Below are 15,442 nucleotides of genomic sequence, written 5' to 3' on the forward strand. Positions count from 1 at the left end.
GCGACGGTACCCGCGCGCTACGGTGGGGTGGTCCGCACGGGAGCCCGAGGACGGGCTGAGAGGGAGCCGAAACCGCTCCGACCGTGGAACCTGATCCGGGTCATGCCGGCGCAGGGAGCGTGCGTCCATGAAGGAACTTTCGGTTGTCGGCGGCGGGGTCATCGGCCTGTCCGTCGCTTGGCGCGCGGCCGCGCGCGGTCATCGCGTCACCGTGTACGACCCCGAGCCCGGTCGCGGCGCGTCGTGGCTCGCGGGCGGCATGCTCGCGCCGGTCACCGAGGCATGGCCCGGCGAGGAGGACGTCCTCACCCTCGGCGAAGCGTCACTGCGGCGCTGGCCGGATTTCGCCCGTGACCTGGCCGAAGAGGGCGCAGACCCGGGGCTTTCGCCGCACGGCACGCTCGTCGTCGCGCTCGATGGCGCCGACGCGGGCAACCTCGAAATGCTCGCCGCGTACCTCACCGAACTCGGCCGCGAGGTCGAGAGACTGACCGGCCGCGAAGCCCGCCGGGTCGAACCCTGTCTCGCCGCAACTGTCCGAAGTGGACTGCTGGTGCCCGGGGATCTGGCCGTGGACAACAGAAGACTGCTGCTGGCGCTCAAACACGCTTGCGACAAGCACGAGGTCGCGTTCCGCGAAGAGACTGTCACCGATCTCGAACGCCTCGAAGGCGACGTCGTCCTCGCCGCGGGCGCCTGGACCGGACGTCTCCACCCGGCACTCGCCGACGCGGTCCGCCCGCTGAAGGGCGAAATCCTCCGCCTGCGGCCGCGCCGGGGCTGCCTGCCGCCACCGGTGAGGACCGTCCGCGCGATGGTCGAGGGCCGCCCGATCTACCTCGTCCCGCGTGAAGACGGCCAGCTCGTCCTCGGCGCGACCCAGTACGAGGCCGGTTTCGACGAGACCGTCACCGTCCGGGGCGTTCGCGAGCTGCTCGAAGGCGCGGAGCGCGTCTTCCCGGGCATCACCGAATACGAACTCGTCGAGACCGCCGCCGGATTGCGCGCGGCCAGCGTCGACACCATGCCTTTCATCGGTGAGCTGGGCGAAGGTGTCTTCGCCGCGACAGGTCACCATCGCAACGGTCTGCTGATGGCCCCGCTCACCGCGGACGCCGCGGTGGCCTGGCTGGACGGCGGGCCGTTGCCGGAAGAGGTCACGGCGGCGACGCCGTCGCGGCGGAGCGAGGAGCGGGTGTGATGGAGATCCAGGTCAACGGCCAGTGGCGCGAGTTCCCCGACGGAACCACCGTCGAAGGCGTGCTCGAGGCGCTCGGCACGGCGGCACAAGGCGTCGCCGTCGCGGTGGACGGCGTGGTCGTCCGGCGCGGCGAATGGCCGGAAGCCGTGGTGCGCAAGGGCGCCAGCGTCGACATCCTCACCGCGGTCCAAGGAGGCTGAAATGTCCGGCATGGACGGCGACCACCTCGTCATCGGCGAGCACAAGCTCTCGTCGCGGCTGATCATCGGCACCGGCGGCGCGGCGAACCTCGCCGTGGTGGAACGCGCGCTGGTGGCGTCCGGCACGGAACTGACCACCGTCGCGATGCGCAAGGCGGACGCCGAGGGCGGCTCCGGCGTCCTCGAACTGCTCCGGCGGCTCGGTATCCGCCTGCTGCCCAACACCGCCGGCTGCCGGACGGCGGCCGAAGCGATCCTCACCGCCCAGCTGGCGCGCGAAGCGCTCGAGACCGACCTCGTCAAGCTGGAAGTCCACGCCGACGACCGCACGCTGCTTCCGGACCCGTTCGAGACCCTCGAAGCGGCGGAGCGGCTCACCGCGGACGGCTTCACCGTGCTCGCGTACACCAACGACGACCCGGTGCTGGCGCTGCGGCTGGAGGAGGCGGGCTGCGCGGCCGTGATGCCGCTGGGCGCGCCGATCGGCACCGGTCTCGGTATCCGGAACCCGCACAACATCGAGCTGATCGTGTCGCGCGCGGGGGTCCCGGTGATCCTCGACGCCGGGATCGGCACGGCCTCCGACGCGACGCTGGCGATGGAGCTCGGCTGCGACGCCGTCCTGCTCTCCACCGCCGTGACCAGGGCGGCCGATCCGGAGCGGATGGCGTCGGCGATGCGCTTCGCGGTCACCGCCGGATGGCTGGCCGCGGGCGCGGGGCGGATTCCCCAGCGGTTCTGGGCACACGCGTCGAGCCCGCCCCGATAACCCTTTTGTACGGTTCACGGCGACCCTGCACGGAGAGCCCGTATGGTTGACGGCACTCTCCGGCGGCGCACCCGCCGCCGTGTACCCAGAGGAGCCAGTGGTGACCACGTCAGCGGTCCAGGATGTTTCGGGCAGATTGTTCCTGGCGGTGGGCAGGTTGTCCCGGTCACTGCGCCAGGCGGGCGTGCCCGGACCAGGCCACGGCGCCATCTCGGCGCTCGCGACGCTCGTGCACTACGGCCAGCTCCGGCTGGGGGATCTCGCGGCGAAGGAAGGCGTCGCCGCGGCCACCATGTCGCGGATCGTCGCTTCACTGGTCGAAGCGGGCTACGTCAGCCGTGAATCGGACCCGATCGACAGGCGGGCCTGGCTCGCCGAGGCCACCGAAGAGGGCGAGAGGCTGGTTTCCGGCGTCCGGTCGACGAGGGTGAACGAGCTGGGCAAGCGCCTCGAGCGGCTGACCCCGGAGCATCAGGCGGCGCTCGCGGTGGCTCTGCCCGCCCTCGAAGCGCTTATCGCCGACGAAGAGCGCTGACCTCGGCGCGAAGAGCCCGGAGCTCGTCGAGGATCTCCTTGTTCGCCAGGGCCTGGGTTTCGGCCTGCTTCGCTTCTTCTTCGCGGATGTCCTGACGAAGCTCGTCCTCCATCCCGCTGACCACGACGGCGATGAAGAGGTTCAGCACCGCGAAGCTGGACACGAGGATGTAGACCACGAAGAACACCCAGGCCATGGGTGCTTCCTTCATGATCTCCTTGGCGATGTCCGGCCATGCCTCGCCGGTCATCACCTGGAACAGGGTGAACAGCGAGGTGCCGAGGTCGCCGAAGTTCTCCGGCGAGATGGCCCCGAAGAGCTTGGTCGCCATCACACCCGCGACGAAGATGATCAGCGCGAGCAGCGCGGCGATCGACGCCATGCCGGGGATCGCCGCGAGCAGGCCGGTGACGACCTTCCGCATCGACGGCACGACCGAGATCAGCCGCAGCACCCGCAGGACCCGCAACGCCCGCAGGACCGCGAACGGGCCGGTCGTGGGGATCACCGCGATGCCGACGACGAGCAGGTCGAAGATGTTCCACGGGTCGCGGAAGAACTTCGCGCGGTAGGCGTAGAACTTCGCGCAGAGTTCGAGCACGAAGATCGTGAGCGCGACGTAGTCGACCGTGTGCAGCAGAGACCCGTACTCCGCGAGCATTCTCGTGGAGGTCTCCAGGCCGAGGGTGACGGCGTTGAAGACGATCACCGCGATGATGAAGTTCTGAAAGCCGCGGGCCTCGACGACCTTGGCGACCCGCTCGCGTCCGGTCACGGCACAGATCGTAACCGGCCGTGTTCTCAGTGCTCCGGCGCAAGCCGCCAAAACGCCGAAACCGGACCGACCTTCGCGCCCATGGGGTAGGCGTTTTCGACCGCGTGTGAGACGAACCACTTGCCGTAGCGGGCGGCCTCCACGACGGACATGCCCTTCGCGAGCCCGGCCGTCAGCGCCGACGCCATGGTGTCCCCGGCGCCGTGCGTGTGCTGCGTCGCGAACCGCTCGCCCGGCAGCTCGACGAAGGTGGAACCGTCGAAGAGCACGTCGACGCATTCCGGGTCGGACACGAGGTGACCGCTCTTCACGAGCACGTACTTCGGGCCGAGCCGGTGCAGGACGACGGCGGCCTGGTGCATCTGTTCGCGGGTGGTCACGGTCATCCCGGTCAGCAGCCGGACCTCGTCGAGGTTCGGCGTGAGGACCGTCGCGCGCGGCAGGAGCTCGTCGCGCAGCGCCACCAGGCCGTCCTCGTCGAACAGCGGATGCCCGTGCATCGACGCCGCGACCGGGTCGACCACGAACGGCACCTTCCGGTCGCGGCCGATTTCGGCCTTGTCACAGGCGGCGGCGACGGCGTTGATGATCTCGGCCGATGCCAGCATCCCGGTCTTGGCCGCGTTGACGCCCATGTCGGCCGCGACGGCCTCGATCTGCCCGGCGACGATCCCCGCCGGGATGTCGGTCCGGTCGTGCACGCCGAGGGTGTTCTGGACGGTCACGGCGGTCACCGCGACCAGGCCGTGTACGCCGCAGGTGAGGAACGTGCGCAGGTCCGCCTGCAGACCGGCGGCGCCGCCGGAGTCGGAACCGGCGATGGTCAGCGCCGACGGCGGGCTGGGGTTCTCGCTCATGGGTTCATTTTCCCGACTGGTCCTTTTGGTTCAACACCGGTTCGGCCACCGTCCACCACGGTGGCACAGTGTGTGAGCCATTGCACTCCCCGCGTGCGAAAGGGCCCGAATGAAACTCGTCCCCACCGTGTCCCTGATCGGCGTGATCGTGGCGGCTTCGCTGTCCGGAGCGATCGCGAACGCGGACGCCGCCAAGGTCTCCCACGTGACCACCGTCGGTGTCCACAACACCTACGAAACCGGCGCTTACGACTACCTCGCGAGGTCGCTGGACGCGGGCACCTCGCTGGTCGAACTGGACGTCTGGCCGAACATCATCACCCGCGAATGGAAGGTCAGTCACTCGAACCCGTTGGGGAACAACAACAACTGCGTCGCGGCGAGTACGCCGTCGCAGCTGTACACCGGCGGGAAGAACAAGAACCTCGAACACTGCCTCGACGACATCCGCGTCTGGCTGGGCGCGCATCCGGACAGCAAGCCGCTCACGCTCAAACTGGAGATGAAGACCGGGTTCGCGGACAACCGCGGCCTCGGCCCGGACGAACTCGACGCGTCCATCCGGGGGCATCTCGGCAATGCGGTCTTCCGCCCGGCGGATCTGCTCGGCGGGCACGCGACGCTCGACGACGCGGCCAAAGCGGACAATTGGCCGTCGCTGGACGCGTTACGGGGCAAGGTGATCATCGAGGTCATCCCCGGCACGGTCGAGGAGGGCAATCCGACGGACACGCTCAAGACCGATGTCGAATACGCGCGCTATCTGCGGTCTCTGAAGGACGCCGGCCGGGTCGGCGAGGCGCAGATCTTCCCGGCGGTGCACGGCGCGGCGCCGGGTGATCCGCGGACGAAGTACGCCGACGCCGGGCTGCGGCCGTGGTTCGTGGTGTTCGACGGCGACGCGAACGCGTTCCTGACGCAGACCGGGCCGGGTTGGTACGACGACAACCACTACTACGTGGTGATGACCGACGCGCACAACGTCGCGCCGGCCATCGACTCCCGTAACCCCACCGTGGCGCAGGCGAGCGAACGGGCGGCTCTGCTGGCGAAGAACCACGCGTCGGTGCTCACCTCGGACTGGACGGGGCTGACCACCGTCCTGCCGGCGGTGCTGTCGCGCGGCTAGGCCCACGCGCTTGACTTACACCGTCAGGACGAGCTTTCCGGTGACTCGGCCGCCTTCGCCGACTTCGTGGGCCTTGGCGACGTCCTCCAGCGGGAAGGTCTGCTCGACGTGGACGCGCAGTTCGCCCTTCTCGATCAGTTCGGTCAGCGCCAGCAGGCCGAGCTGATCGGGTTCGGCAAGCATCCCCGACGTCCGCACGCCCAGCTTCTCGGCCTTCGCGGCGACGGCCTCGCTCACGCCGCCCGGAACCGCGATGAGCAGGCCACCCGGCTTCACCGCGTCCAGCCAGCGCAGGTCGCTCTGCTCGCCGACCAGCCCGAACACGACGTCGACATCGGACGCCGTCGCGGTCTCGTCGTGGTAGTCGATCGGCTCGTCGACGCCGAGTTCACGGAGGAAGCCGTGCTTTCCGGCGCTCGCCGTGCCCAGGACGTAGGCGCCGCGCGCCTTCGCCACCTGGACGGCGAGGTGCCCGACCCCGCCCGCCGCGGCGTCGATCAGCACGCGCTGTCCCGGCTGGACGCCGGCGATGTCCACGAGTCCCTGCCACGCGGTGAGGCCGGCGAGCGGCAGCCCGGCGGCGTCCTCGTGGGAGAGGTTCGCGGGTTTGCGCACGAACTGGCGGGCGGGCGCGGTCACGTATTCGCCGTAGCCACCGGCCTGCCGGGGGAACCACGGGAAACCGAGGACCTCGTCGCCGACGGTGAAGTGCGTCGTGCCGACGCCGAGCTCCTCCACCACCCCGGACACGTCCCAGCCGAGGACGAACGGCGGCTCGCCCATGAAGACGCCGTAGGCCCGGGTCTTCCAGTCGACCGGGTTGATGCCCGCGGCCCGCACCCGCACGAGGACCTCGGTCGGGCCGGGCACCGGACGGCCGGTCTCGGTCACCTCCAGTACTTCCGGGCCACCAAGCCGCTGCTGGGTCACGACGCGCATCGAAAGCTCCTTAGTAGTTCCTGTGACACCATCTTCGGCCGCTTGGTCACTTCTCGCCAGAAGGCACTTGTAGGTAAACTAGGTACCTGATGGAAACCACCTGTGAAGTGCCGGAATCGCCGTGGGACATCTACCTGCGGAACTGTCCGTGCCGAGACGTCCTCGATCTGCTCGCCAACAAGTGGACCGCGCTGGTGCTCGGCGCGCTGTCGCGGCGGCCGCACCGGTTCGGTGAGCTGCGCCGTGCCGTCGGCGGGATCAGCCAGAAGATGCTGACCCAGAACCTGCGTGCCCTCGAACGCGACGGCCTGGTCACCCGGACGGTGTATCCGACCACGCCGCCGACCGTCGAGTACGCGCTGACCGAACGCGGTTCGAGCGCGAGCACCCTGCTGATGGCGGTCAGCGAATGGTCGGTCGGCAACTTCGACGGGATCCTGGAATCCCGCAAGGCCTACGACTCGCGCGTGATGGAGCCCGTCGGCTGAAGTCCTTCGCGGCGGCACGCGGACTTCATCGGGAGGACAGTTCGGCGCACTAACTTGACGAACAATTGGTTCGAACAAGTTATTCGGAGGCTTTCGTGCGCAGAACGCTTTCCCTCTTGTCGGCCCTGGTGGCCGTCGCCGGGCTGACCACCGGCGTCGCGGCCGCCGCGGCCAAGACGCCGAAGGTGCTGGTCATCGGCCTGGACGGCGCCCGGTTCGACAAGCTGATGGCCGCCGACACCCCGAACGTCCACGCGCTCGTGAAGCGCGGGTACGCCTCGCGCAGCTCGCTGTACGGCAGCGGGATGGCGCCGACGGTCAGCGGTCCCGGCTGGTCCACGATCCTCACCGGCGTCTGGCCGGACAAACACAAGGTGAAGGACAACTCCTTCACCGGCAACGACCTCGCCTCGCACCCGAGCTGGCTCGCCCGTGCCGAAACCGCGAACCCGGCACTCGACACCTACGCGGCCGTCGACTGGAAGCCGATCGGCGACAAGATCCTGCGTACCGGCCAGGACCGCAAGTTCGTGCTCGACGGTGACAGCGCCGGTTACGAGAAGACGGACGAGCAGGTCGCCGTCGACGCGGAGAAACACCTCAAGCAGGACAAGGCCGACGCGTCGTTCGTCTACTTCGGACAGACGGATGAAGCGGGCCATGCGCACGGCGCGGACTCGCCGCAGTACGAAGCCTCCCTGCGCACCGACGACGCGCTGATCGGCCGCCTGCTGACCGCCGTCGACGCCCGCGCGAACCGCGACGGCGAGGACTGGCTGATCATGATCTCCGCCGACCACGGCCACACGCCGTCGGGCGGTCACGGCGGCGACAGCCCCGAGGAGCGGATGACGTTCGTGATCGCCGCGGGCGGCGCGGTCCCGGCCGGAACCCCCGCCGTGGCACCGAAGATCGTCGACATCGCGCCGACCGTCTTGCGGCACCTGGGTACCGCGGCCCCGGCGATCTACGACGGCTACCCGCTCGGCGCCGCGCCTTCCGACGTCTTCGACACGGCCTCCTTGAAGCCCCGTCAGGACGAAACCGGTGTCCCGGCGGGAGTGCTCGGCTGGACGCACGACGCGCCGGGCGGCTGGACCGTGCGGAACGCGTCCGGAATGCCCGTGGGTGTCGCGGAATGGCAGGGCTGGGCCTTCACGAACGACGACTTCTGGACCCGCACCGCTCCCGGCCAGCAGCGCGAGGCGAACGCCCGGGCGCGCGGCGTCTTCGCGGTCGCCGACCCGGACGAGTGGGACGACAAGGGCTCACCCGCCTCGCGCGGCACCTTCGATTCTTCCCTGGTCTCGCCCGGGCTCGACGTTTCCGGTAAGTCCACTGTGGACGTGTCGTTCGTCTCGCACTACCGGCAGGACGGGACGCAGCGGGGCGCGCTGACGGCGTCGTTCGACGGTGGTCCCGAGCAGAGCGTGCTGGCGTACGGACCGGAGTCGGGTACGGCCAACAAGGGTGGGGACGTGCTTTCGGTGCCGACGTCGGCCTCGGTCAAGGTGCCCGCGGGAGCTCGGTCGGTGAAGCTGACCTGGCGCCTGTACGCGGCGGGCAACAACTGGTACTGGGCCGTGGACGCCCCTCGCCTGCTTGCCCGGTAAAAGACGCTATGAAAGGCCCGTTACTTGCAAATTTTGCAAGTAACGGGCCTTTCATAGCACGCCTCAAGCGTCGCTGAGCCGCCAAAAGGGTGAAACCGGACCCACGCCCGCCCCCAGCGGATACGACTCCGCCACACAACGCTCGATGAACCGTTTCCCCTCGGCGACCGCGGTGGGCACGTCGGAACCCTTCGCCAGCGAAGAAGTGATCGCCGAGGCCATCGTGTCCCCGCCGCCGTGCGTGTTCCGCGTGTCGAACCGCGGCCCGCTCAGCTCGACCCAAGACGTGCCGTCGGACAACAGGTCCACGCAGTCCTGAGCCGCGTCGAGGTGCCCGCCCTTCACCAGCACCCATTCCGAACCGAACTCCAGCAGCGCTTCCGCCGCTTCCCGCTGCGTCGCCGGACCGGTCACGTGCACGCCGGTCAGCAGCCGCACCTCGTCGAGGTTCGGGGTGATCAGCGTCGCGCGCGGGAAGAGTTCGGTACGGATCGCCTCCAGCGCTTCCTCGCGCAGCAGCGCGTGCCCGGTCATCGACGCGGCGACCGGGTCCACGACGAACGGCGTCGGAGTGTTCCGTCCGATGTGGACCTCGTCGAGCGTTTTGGCGACGGCGTTGATGATCTCGGCCGTCGCGAGCATCCCGGTCTTGGCGGCGTCGACGCCCATGTCGGCGGCGACGGCCTTGATCTGGCCGGTGACGACGTCGACCGGGATCTCGCTGAAACCCTGCACGCCCAGCGAGTTCTGCACGGTGACCGCGGTGAGCGCGACCATCCCGTGCACACCGTTGGCGAAGAAGGTGCGCAGGTCGGCCTGGATGCCCGCACCGCCACCGGAATCCGATCCGGCGATGGTGAGGGCGGTCCTGGGTGCCGTGTTCATGACGCCTCCGCGGGAGAGAGTGCGTCGGAGTGTGTCACTGATTGACCACCGGCAGGTAGACCTTGTTGCCCTGCTCGGCGAACTCGTTCGACTTCTCGGACATGCCGGCTTCGATGGCTTCCACAGTGGACAGTCCGTGTTCCTCGGCGTACTTGCGGACGTCCTGGGTGATGCGCATCGAGCAGAACTTCGGCCCGCACATCGAGCAGAAGTGCGCCGTCTTCGCCGGTTCCGCGGGCAGCGTCTCGTCGTGGTACGCGCGGGCGGTGTCCGGGTCCAGCGACAGGTTGAACTGGTCGTTCCAGCGGAATTCGAAGCGGGCCTTGGAAAGCTCGTCGTCCCACTCCTGCGCGTACTGGTGCCCCTTGGCGAGGTCGGCGGCGTGCGCGGCGATCTTGTAGGTGATCACACCGGTCTTGACGTCGTCGCGGTTCGGCAGGCCCAGGTGCTCCTTCGGCGTGACGTAGCAGAGCATCGCCGTGCCGTACCAGCCGATCTGCGCCGCGCCGATGGCCGAGGTGATGTGGTCGTACGCCGGCGCGATGTCGGTCGCGAGCGGGCCGAGGGTGTAGAACGGCGCCTCGCCGGTCAGCTTCTCCTCGAGTTCGACGTTCTCCTTGATCTTGTGCATCGGCACGTGACCGGGGCCCTCGATCATCACCTGGACGTCGTGCTCGCGGGCGATGTGCGTGAGCTCGCCCAGTGTCTCCAGTTCGGCGAACTGCGCGCGGTCGTTCGCGTCCGCGATCGAGCCGGGGCGCAGGCCGTCACCGAGGGAGAAGGTGACGTCGTACTCGCGCAGGATCTCGCAGAGCTCGGCGAAGTTGGTGTACAGGAAAGATTCCTTGTGGTGCGCGAGGCACCACGCCGCCATGATCGAGCCACCGCGCGAGACGATGCCGGTGACCCGGCGCGCGGTCAGCGGGATGTAGCGCAGCAGGACGCCCGCGTGCACGGTGACGTAGTCGACGCCCTGTTCGCACTGCTCGATGATCGTGTCGCGGTAGATCTCCCACGACAGTTTTTCCGGCTCTCCGTCGACCTTTTCCAGTGCCTGGTAGATCGGCACGGTGCCGACCGGGACCGGCGAGTTGCGGACGATCCACTCGCGGGTCTCGTGGATCCGCTTGCCGGTGGAGAGGTCCATGATCGTGTCGGCGCCCCAGCGGGTGGCCCACACCATCTTGTCGACCTCTTCCTCCACAGAGGACCAGACGGCCGAGTTTCCCATGTTGGCGTTGATCTTCACCAGGAACTTCTTGCCGATGATCATCGGCTCGGACTCCGGGTGCTTGCGGTTGGCGGGGATCACCGCGCGACCGCGCGCGACCTCGTCCCGCACGAATTCCGGCGAGCAGCGCTCGCGTGCCGCGACGTACTCCATCTCGCGGGTGATGACGCCCTGTTTCGCCCAGCCCAGCTGGGTGTTGTGCGCACGGCCGTCCGCCCAGCCGGCGCGCAGCCGGTGCAGTCCACTGTGGACATCGATCTGCGCGTCGTCGTCGGTGTACGGGCCGGAAGTGTCGTAAACGTCGAAATGCTCGCCGTTGGAAAGGTCGATCCGCCGGGCGGGGACCCGGAGGCCGGATTCCGTCTGGTTGTAGACCTTGCGGGAACCGGTGATCGGCCCCGTGGTCACGGTCGGCGTGATGGCAGACTTGTTCTCTAGCGTCGTCAACGACGTTCACTCCCTACGCCGGCATTACCCGGTCAGGTTCATGCGGTCGGCGGCGCCGGGTCCCCTAGAAAGACACCAGCCGCCCTCTCAGCCCGCCATGGCGCGAGCTCCCGCGTTGTTTGGTTGTACCCCGACCATGCCACGCCGGGGCTCGGACAATCAACCCTCCGGGGGATCGGTCACTCCGAAGCCGCAAGTAGAGGACTGGTTGCGGTTCATGCGCGTGCATCTGCCGCAACCAGTCCTCTACTTGCGTGATCGACATGTCGACAGCGTTAGCGGTTCACCGGTTTGGAGCATGTGCCCGCACGGGATTCACGACAGAATCCTGAGGTTCTGCACCGTTACAGAAGTCTGGGGTGGTTATGCGAAAACTCGTGCTCCCGGCACTGGCAAGCGTGCTGATCGCGGGCCTGGTCCCAGCGGTCGCCGAGGCCCAGGGCAGTGAAACACAGGGCGGTGAGGCGCCCGGAGCGCCCGGCGCCCATCCGAGCTGGCTCCCGGCGGACAAGACCGGCTTCGGCACCGCCCGTGATCGGGCGAGCAACGTCTGGTTCACCCTCCAGGGCGGCCGGATGTCCGAGGTCTACTACCCGGATCTGTCCACGCCGAGCGTCCGCTCGCTGGACCTCGTTGTCACCGACGGGAAGAGCTTCGCCACCGTCGATTCTTCGGCCAGGTCGCAGCAGGTGCGGCGCACCGGCGCGGACGGCCTCACCTACGAGCAGACCATCACCGACGACCAGCGCCGCTGGAAGGTGCGCAAGACCTACGTCACCGACCCGGCTCGCACGAGTGTGCTGATCGACGTCGACTTCGTCTCGCTGACCGGCCGCCCGTACCAGGTGTACGCGGTCGCGGACCCCGATCTCACCAACGAAGGCTCCGACGACTCCGCGCGATCCGGCGTGGCGAACGCGGTCGCTTCCGACGCGAAGACCGCGGCCGCGCTGACCGCGGAACCGGCGTTCTCACGCACTTCCGTGGGCTACGCGGGTTCCTCCGACGGCATCACCCAGCTGACGAAGTCCTTCACGCTCAAGGATTACGCGAGCGCGGCGAAGGGCAACGTGATGCTCACCGGGCAGACGTCCGCCGATGGTGTCCGCTCGCGGGACTTCACGCTCTCGCTCGGCATGGGCGCGAAGGACTCCGAGGCACTCTCCAACGCGAAAGCCTCGCTACGGCGCGGATTCGCCGACGCCGCCCGCGCGTACGACCGCGGCTGGAAGCAGTACCTCCGCCAGGTGAAGGACGTCCCGTCGTCCCTCAAGACCAAGAAGGAACGGGACCTCTACAAGGCGTCCGTGCTGATGCTCGCGGCGAGCGAGGACAAGATCCACCAGGGGGCGCTCATCGCGTCGCCGAGCATGCCGTGGCGATTCGGGAACAACGACCCGGAGTGGTCGCCGTCGGGCACCTATCACCTGGTCTGGCCCCGTGACCTCTACCAGATCGCGACCGGCCTGCTCGCCGCCGGCGATCGCGACGCCGCCAACCGGTCGGTCGACTACATGTTCGGCACACAGCAGTTGCCGGACGGGCACATGCCGCAGAACAGCCACGTCGACGGCACTCCTTACTGGACGTCCATCCAGCTCGACGAGACCGCGCTGCCGATCGTGCTCGCGCAGCAACTCGGCCGCACCGATGCCAAAACCTGGCAGGGCGTGCGCAAGGCGGCGGAATTCCTGGTGTCCTACAAGGCGGACAACGGGCACGCCTCGCCGTACAGCCAGCAGGAGCGCTGGGAGGAGCAGGACGGCTACTCGCCTTCGACGATCGCCGCGGTGATCGCCGGGCTGGTCTGCGCGGCGGATCTCGCCAAGGCGAACGGCGCCGCCGCCGACGCGAAGCGCTACCTCGACACCGCCGACGCGTTCAAGGCGAAACTCGCCCGGTGGACGGTGACCACGAACGGCCCGCTGTCGAAGGACCCGTACTTCGTCCGGCTGACCAAGGACGGCAACGCGGACAACGGCACGAAGTACAACCTCGGCAACTCCAGCGTCACGATGGACCAGCGTGCCGTGACCGACGCGGGCTTTCTCGAACTGGTGAGGCTGGGCATCTACCGGGCCGACGATCCGGTGATCCGGAACAGCATCAAGGTCACCGACGCCGACATCGCGTTCACCACCCCGACGGGTCAGTTCTGGCACCGGTACACGAAGGACGGCTACGGCGAGAAGGCCGACGGCTCACCCTGGGACTACACGTTCCCGGCCGAAAGCCGGACCACGTTGGGACGGCTTTGGCCACTGCTCGCGGGTGAACGCGGCGAGTACGACCTCGCCGCCGGTGACCGGGGTACGGCCGCGAAGCGCCTTCGCGACCTGGGGCGCGTCAGCAGCTCCGGGGACACCATGCCGGAGCAGGTCTGGGACGAGAACGCGCCTTCGGGGCAGACGGGCTTCCCGGCGGGCACGCCGACGGCGTCCGCGACCCCGTTGGCGTGGACGCACGCCCAGTACCTCCGGCTCGCCTGGTCGGTGGAGGCCGGGAAGGTGATCGAGCAGCCGCGCGTGGTGCGGTGCCACTTCCTGGGTTGCTGACCGTGCTCTGTTGTTGATCGCGCCCGGCGCGTGACATGAAAGGCCCGTTACTTGCAAATTTTGCAAGTAACGGGCCTTTCATTGCACGCGCGGCAGGGATTGCGCGAGTGGAAGGGTCAGTCGCCGGCGGGTTCGGGTTCGGGCAGCCACGAGTTGCCCGGAACGCCCCACTGGTTCGCCTTGAGCATCTTCTTCGCCGCCCGGGCGTGGCGCCCGACCAGCCGGTCGAGGTAGATGAAGCCGTCCAGGTGATCGGTCTCGTGCTGGAGGCAGCGCGCGAGGTAGCCGGTGCCCTCCACCTCGATCGGGTTGCCCTCGGCGTCGAAGCCGGTGACCTTCGCCCACGAAGCGCGGCCGGTCGGGTACGACTCGCCGGGGGCGGACAGGCAGCCTTCCCAGTCGTCGTCCGGGTCCGGCATCGTCTCCGGGATCTCCGAGGTCTCGAGCTTCGGGTTCACCACGACGCCCTTGTGGCGGGTGCCCTCGTCGTCGGGGCAGTCGTAGACGAACACGCGCTGGTCGAGGCCGATCTGGTTGGCCGCGAGGCCGACCCCTTCGGCGGCGTACATGGTCTCGAACATGTCGTCGATGAGGGTGCGCAGCTTGTCGTCGAACTCGGTGATCTCCCGAGTCGGGTTGTGCAGCACGGGCTCGCCGGCGATCACGATGGGATGGACGGTCACGAGCGCAGTTTAGTCGGACCCTTCTGGTAGACCCTTACCCGTGACGCGCCGACGCCGATACCGAGGCCGGGCGCCGGATCCGTGGTCTAATGGCGCCGCGGAATGACAAGCCTGTGGTTTCACGCCGCCGAGCACTGACCTGATTGCGAGGAGTCGGATGGACGCCGCGGAGTCGATGGCTGAGCCCGACCAGCCGTCCCCGTCGGAGACCGTGCACGGCCTCAGCGAGCGCGAGCTCGACATGCTCGCTTTCGAACGGCAGTGGTGGAAGTACGCCGGCGCGAAGGAACAGGCCATCCGTGAACGCTTCTCGATGTCGTCGACGCGTTATTACCAGCTGTTGAACCGGCTGCTCGAGAAGACCGAAGCCATGCAGGCCGATCCGATGCTGGTGAAGCGCCTGCGAAAGACGCGAGCGGCCCGGCAGCGCAATCGCGCGGCCCGGCGACTGGGGATCGATCTCTCATGAGTCTGTTTTCGGGCCTGTCCCGGCCGATGAAGGCCGCCGGACTGGCCTTGGTCGGTGTCGCAGTGATCGCCGCCGTGATCGGCGGGATCACCCTGACCACCGGCGGCGGTGACTCGGACACGGCGACGCCGCCCGGCACCACGCCCACGACCTCGGACGGCGCGACCCCGCCGTCGAGTCCGGCACCGGGCTCGCCTTCGGCCACCTCACCGCCCGCCTCGTCGGCGCCGCCGTCGAGCGCGCCCGCCAGCTCCGCGCCACCGGCGAGCCAGCCGGGGCAGACCGGCCAGCCCGGGCCGGGCCAGCCGGGCGGAGACCAGCAGGCGTCGCACAAGTGGGTGACCGTGCGCGTCTACAACAACAGCCTGATCCAGGGCCTCGCCGAGCAGGCCGCGAAGGACTTCCGCGCCTCCGGCTGGAACGTCTCCGAGGTCAAGGGCTACCAGGGCAAGCTCCCCGAGACCGTGGCCTACTACCGGCCGGGCACCGACGAGGAAGCCGCCGCGAAGGCGCTGGCCCTGGAGTTCGGGTTCCGCGCCGAGCCGAGGTTCGCGGAGATCCAGAACATCGGCCCCGGTGTGATCGTGATCGTCACCAAGGATTACAAGGTCAACGACAAGACCGGCTCTTAGCCGAGTACGCGAAAGGCCCTCTTCCCATCGCGAG

The 15,442-nt window shown here is 68.5% G+C and carries 16 protein-coding genes and 2 riboswitches; of the genes, 10 read left to right on the forward strand and 6 right to left on the reverse strand.

Annotated features, from left to right (window positions below):
* Positions 1-26 precede the first annotated feature (26 nt).
* Positions 27-134: riboswitch (TPP riboswitch) on the forward strand.
* From thiO to ACLJPX_RS11895, 4 genes are all read left to right on the forward strand, one after another.
* Entirely contained in the window at positions 128-1,201 is a 1,074-nt protein-coding gene (thiO, locus tag ACLJPX_RS11880) for a glycine oxidase ThiO (RefSeq protein ID WP_410600125.1), read from the forward strand. (Overlaps the previous riboswitch by 7 nt.)
* The gene (thiS, locus tag ACLJPX_RS11885; RefSeq protein WP_410600732.1) at positions 1,201-1,401 is read left to right on the forward strand and encodes a sulfur carrier protein ThiS; all 201 of its coding nucleotides are present in this window, start codon (positions 1,201-1,203) and stop codon (positions 1,399-1,401) included. Before thiO ends, thiS begins: the two co-directional genes overlap by 1 nt.
* A 10-nt stretch (positions 1,402-1,411) precedes the next feature.
* Complete coding sequence (locus ACLJPX_RS11890; RefSeq protein WP_410600733.1) at positions 1,412-2,170, forward strand: thiazole synthase; 759 nt, start codon at positions 1,412-1,414, stop codon at positions 2,168-2,170.
* A 100-nt stretch (positions 2,171-2,270) separates the two neighbouring features.
* The gene (locus ACLJPX_RS11895) at positions 2,271-2,705 is read left to right on the forward strand and encodes a MarR family winged helix-turn-helix transcriptional regulator (protein ID WP_410600126.1); all 435 of its coding nucleotides are present in this window, start codon (positions 2,271-2,273) and stop codon (positions 2,703-2,705) included.
* On the opposite strand, the gene ACLJPX_RS11900 is transcribed toward ACLJPX_RS11895, so the two are convergent.
* Together ACLJPX_RS11900 and thiD (ACLJPX_RS11905) are read right to left on the reverse strand one after the other, a co-directional pair.
* The gene (locus tag ACLJPX_RS11900; protein ID WP_410600127.1) at positions 2,683-3,480 is read right to left on the reverse strand and encodes an ion transporter; all 798 of its coding nucleotides are present in this window, start codon (positions 3,478-3,480) and stop codon (positions 2,683-2,685) included. The two genes, ACLJPX_RS11895 and ACLJPX_RS11900, sit on opposite strands and share 23 nt — an antisense overlap.
* Before the next feature lie 26 nt (positions 3,481-3,506).
* On the reverse strand, positions 3,507-4,337 hold the full coding sequence (thiD, locus tag ACLJPX_RS11905) for a bifunctional hydroxymethylpyrimidine kinase/phosphomethylpyrimidine kinase (RefSeq protein ID WP_101610944.1): 831 nt from the start codon (positions 4,335-4,337) through the stop codon (positions 3,507-3,509).
* Positions 4,338-4,446: 109 nt separating this feature from the next.
* Between thiD (ACLJPX_RS11905) and ACLJPX_RS11910 the strand changes: the two genes are divergently transcribed.
* The gene (locus ACLJPX_RS11910; protein WP_410600128.1) at positions 4,447-5,466 is read left to right on the forward strand and encodes a phosphatidylinositol-specific phospholipase C domain-containing protein; all 1,020 of its coding nucleotides are present in this window, start codon (positions 4,447-4,449) and stop codon (positions 5,464-5,466) included.
* A gap of 15 nt (positions 5,467-5,481) precedes the next feature.
* On the opposite strand, the gene ACLJPX_RS11915 is transcribed toward ACLJPX_RS11910, so the two are convergent.
* Positions 5,482-6,405 (reverse strand): NADP-dependent oxidoreductase, encoded by a 924-nt coding sequence (locus tag ACLJPX_RS11915; protein ID WP_410600129.1) that lies wholly within the window; start codon positions 6,403-6,405, stop codon positions 5,482-5,484.
* 89 nt (positions 6,406-6,494) lie between these two features.
* Here ACLJPX_RS11915 and ACLJPX_RS11920 point away from each other — a divergent pair, with 89 nt between their 5' ends.
* Both ACLJPX_RS11920 and ACLJPX_RS11925 read left to right on the forward strand, forming a co-directional pair.
* Positions 6,495-6,893, forward strand: coding sequence for a winged helix-turn-helix transcriptional regulator (locus ACLJPX_RS11920; RefSeq protein WP_174720471.1), 399 nt, complete (start codon positions 6,495-6,497; stop codon positions 6,891-6,893).
* A 95-nt stretch (positions 6,894-6,988) separates the two neighbouring features.
* Positions 6,989-8,506, forward strand: a complete 1,518-nt coding sequence (locus tag ACLJPX_RS11925) for an alkaline phosphatase family protein (protein WP_410600130.1) — start codon at positions 6,989-6,991, stop codon at positions 8,504-8,506.
* A 63-nt stretch (positions 8,507-8,569) separates the two neighbouring features.
* Here ACLJPX_RS11925 and thiD (ACLJPX_RS11930) read toward each other — a convergent pair whose 3' ends face one another.
* Together thiD (ACLJPX_RS11930) and thiC are read right to left on the reverse strand one after the other, a co-directional pair.
* Entirely contained in the window at positions 8,570-9,391 is an 822-nt protein-coding gene (gene thiD, locus ACLJPX_RS11930) for a bifunctional hydroxymethylpyrimidine kinase/phosphomethylpyrimidine kinase (RefSeq protein WP_410600131.1), read from the reverse strand.
* 34 nt (positions 9,392-9,425) lie between these two features.
* Positions 9,426-11,069: a phosphomethylpyrimidine synthase ThiC gene (gene thiC / locus ACLJPX_RS11935; protein WP_410600132.1), complete on the reverse strand. Its 1,644-nt coding sequence runs from the start codon at positions 11,067-11,069 to the stop codon at positions 9,426-9,428.
* Positions 11,063-11,193, reverse strand: a riboswitch (TPP riboswitch). Its footprint overlaps the gene before it by 7 nt.
* Before the next feature lie 241 nt (positions 11,194-11,434).
* Here thiC and ACLJPX_RS11940 point away from each other — a divergent pair.
* A complete protein-coding gene (locus ACLJPX_RS11940; protein ID WP_410600133.1) occupies positions 11,435-13,624 on the forward strand; it encodes a glycoside hydrolase family 15 protein in 2,190 nt (729 codons plus the stop codon).
* 116 nt (positions 13,625-13,740) lie between these two features.
* On the opposite strand, the gene ACLJPX_RS11945 is transcribed toward ACLJPX_RS11940, so the two are convergent.
* Positions 13,741-14,307: a peptide deformylase gene (locus ACLJPX_RS11945; protein ID WP_101610937.1), complete on the reverse strand. Its 567-nt coding sequence runs from the start codon at positions 14,305-14,307 to the stop codon at positions 13,741-13,743.
* A gap of 157 nt (positions 14,308-14,464) precedes the next feature.
* Here ACLJPX_RS11945 and ACLJPX_RS11950 point away from each other — a divergent pair, with 157 nt between their 5' ends.
* Positions 14,465-14,776, forward strand: a complete 312-nt coding sequence (locus tag ACLJPX_RS11950; protein ID WP_101610936.1) for a DUF3263 domain-containing protein — start codon at positions 14,465-14,467, stop codon at positions 14,774-14,776.
* Entirely contained in the window at positions 14,773-15,408 is a 636-nt protein-coding gene (locus tag ACLJPX_RS11955) for a LytR C-terminal domain-containing protein (protein WP_410600134.1), read from the forward strand. The genes ACLJPX_RS11950 and ACLJPX_RS11955 overlap by 4 nt, the downstream gene beginning before the upstream one ends.
* Positions 15,409-15,442 lie beyond the last annotated feature (34 nt).

The organism is Amycolatopsis sp. lyj-90 (genome assembly GCF_046549035.1).
Taxonomy (GTDB): domain Bacteria; phylum Actinomycetota; class Actinomycetes; order Mycobacteriales; family Pseudonocardiaceae; genus Amycolatopsis.

Excerpts from the sequence above, each read along its gene's own strand:
- thiO (WP_410600125.1), top strand. The coding sequence starts at position 128 with ATGAAGGAACTTTCGGTTGTCGGCGGCGGGGTCATCGGCCTGTCCGTC.
- thiS (WP_410600732.1), top strand. The coding sequence starts at position 1,201 with ATGGAGATCCAGGTCAACGGCCAGTGGCGCGAGTTCCCCGACGGAACC.
- ACLJPX_RS11890 (WP_410600733.1), top strand. The coding sequence starts at position 1,412 with ATGGACGGCGACCACCTCGTCATCGGCGAGCACAAGCTCTCGTCGCGG.
- thiD (WP_101610944.1), bottom strand. The coding sequence starts at position 4,337 with ATGAGCGAGAACCCCAGCCCGCCGTCGGCGCTGACCATCGCCGGTTCC.
- ACLJPX_RS11910 (WP_410600128.1), top strand. The coding sequence starts at position 4,447 with ATGAAACTCGTCCCCACCGTGTCCCTGATCGGCGTGATCGTGGCGGCT.
- ACLJPX_RS11915 (WP_410600129.1), bottom strand. The coding sequence starts at position 6,405 with ATGCGCGTCGTGACCCAGCAGCGGCTTGGTGGCCCGGAAGTACTGGAG.
- ACLJPX_RS11920 (WP_174720471.1), top strand. The coding sequence starts at position 6,495 with ATGGAAACCACCTGTGAAGTGCCGGAATCGCCGTGGGACATCTACCTG.
- thiD (WP_410600131.1), bottom strand. The coding sequence starts at position 9,391 with ATGAACACGGCACCCAGGACCGCCCTCACCATCGCCGGATCGGATTCC.
- ACLJPX_RS11940 (WP_410600133.1), top strand. The coding sequence starts at position 11,435 with ATGCGAAAACTCGTGCTCCCGGCACTGGCAAGCGTGCTGATCGCGGGC.
- ACLJPX_RS11950 (WP_101610936.1), top strand. The coding sequence starts at position 14,465 with ATGGACGCCGCGGAGTCGATGGCTGAGCCCGACCAGCCGTCCCCGTCG.
- ACLJPX_RS11955 (WP_410600134.1), top strand. The coding sequence starts at position 14,773 with ATGAGTCTGTTTTCGGGCCTGTCCCGGCCGATGAAGGCCGCCGGACTG.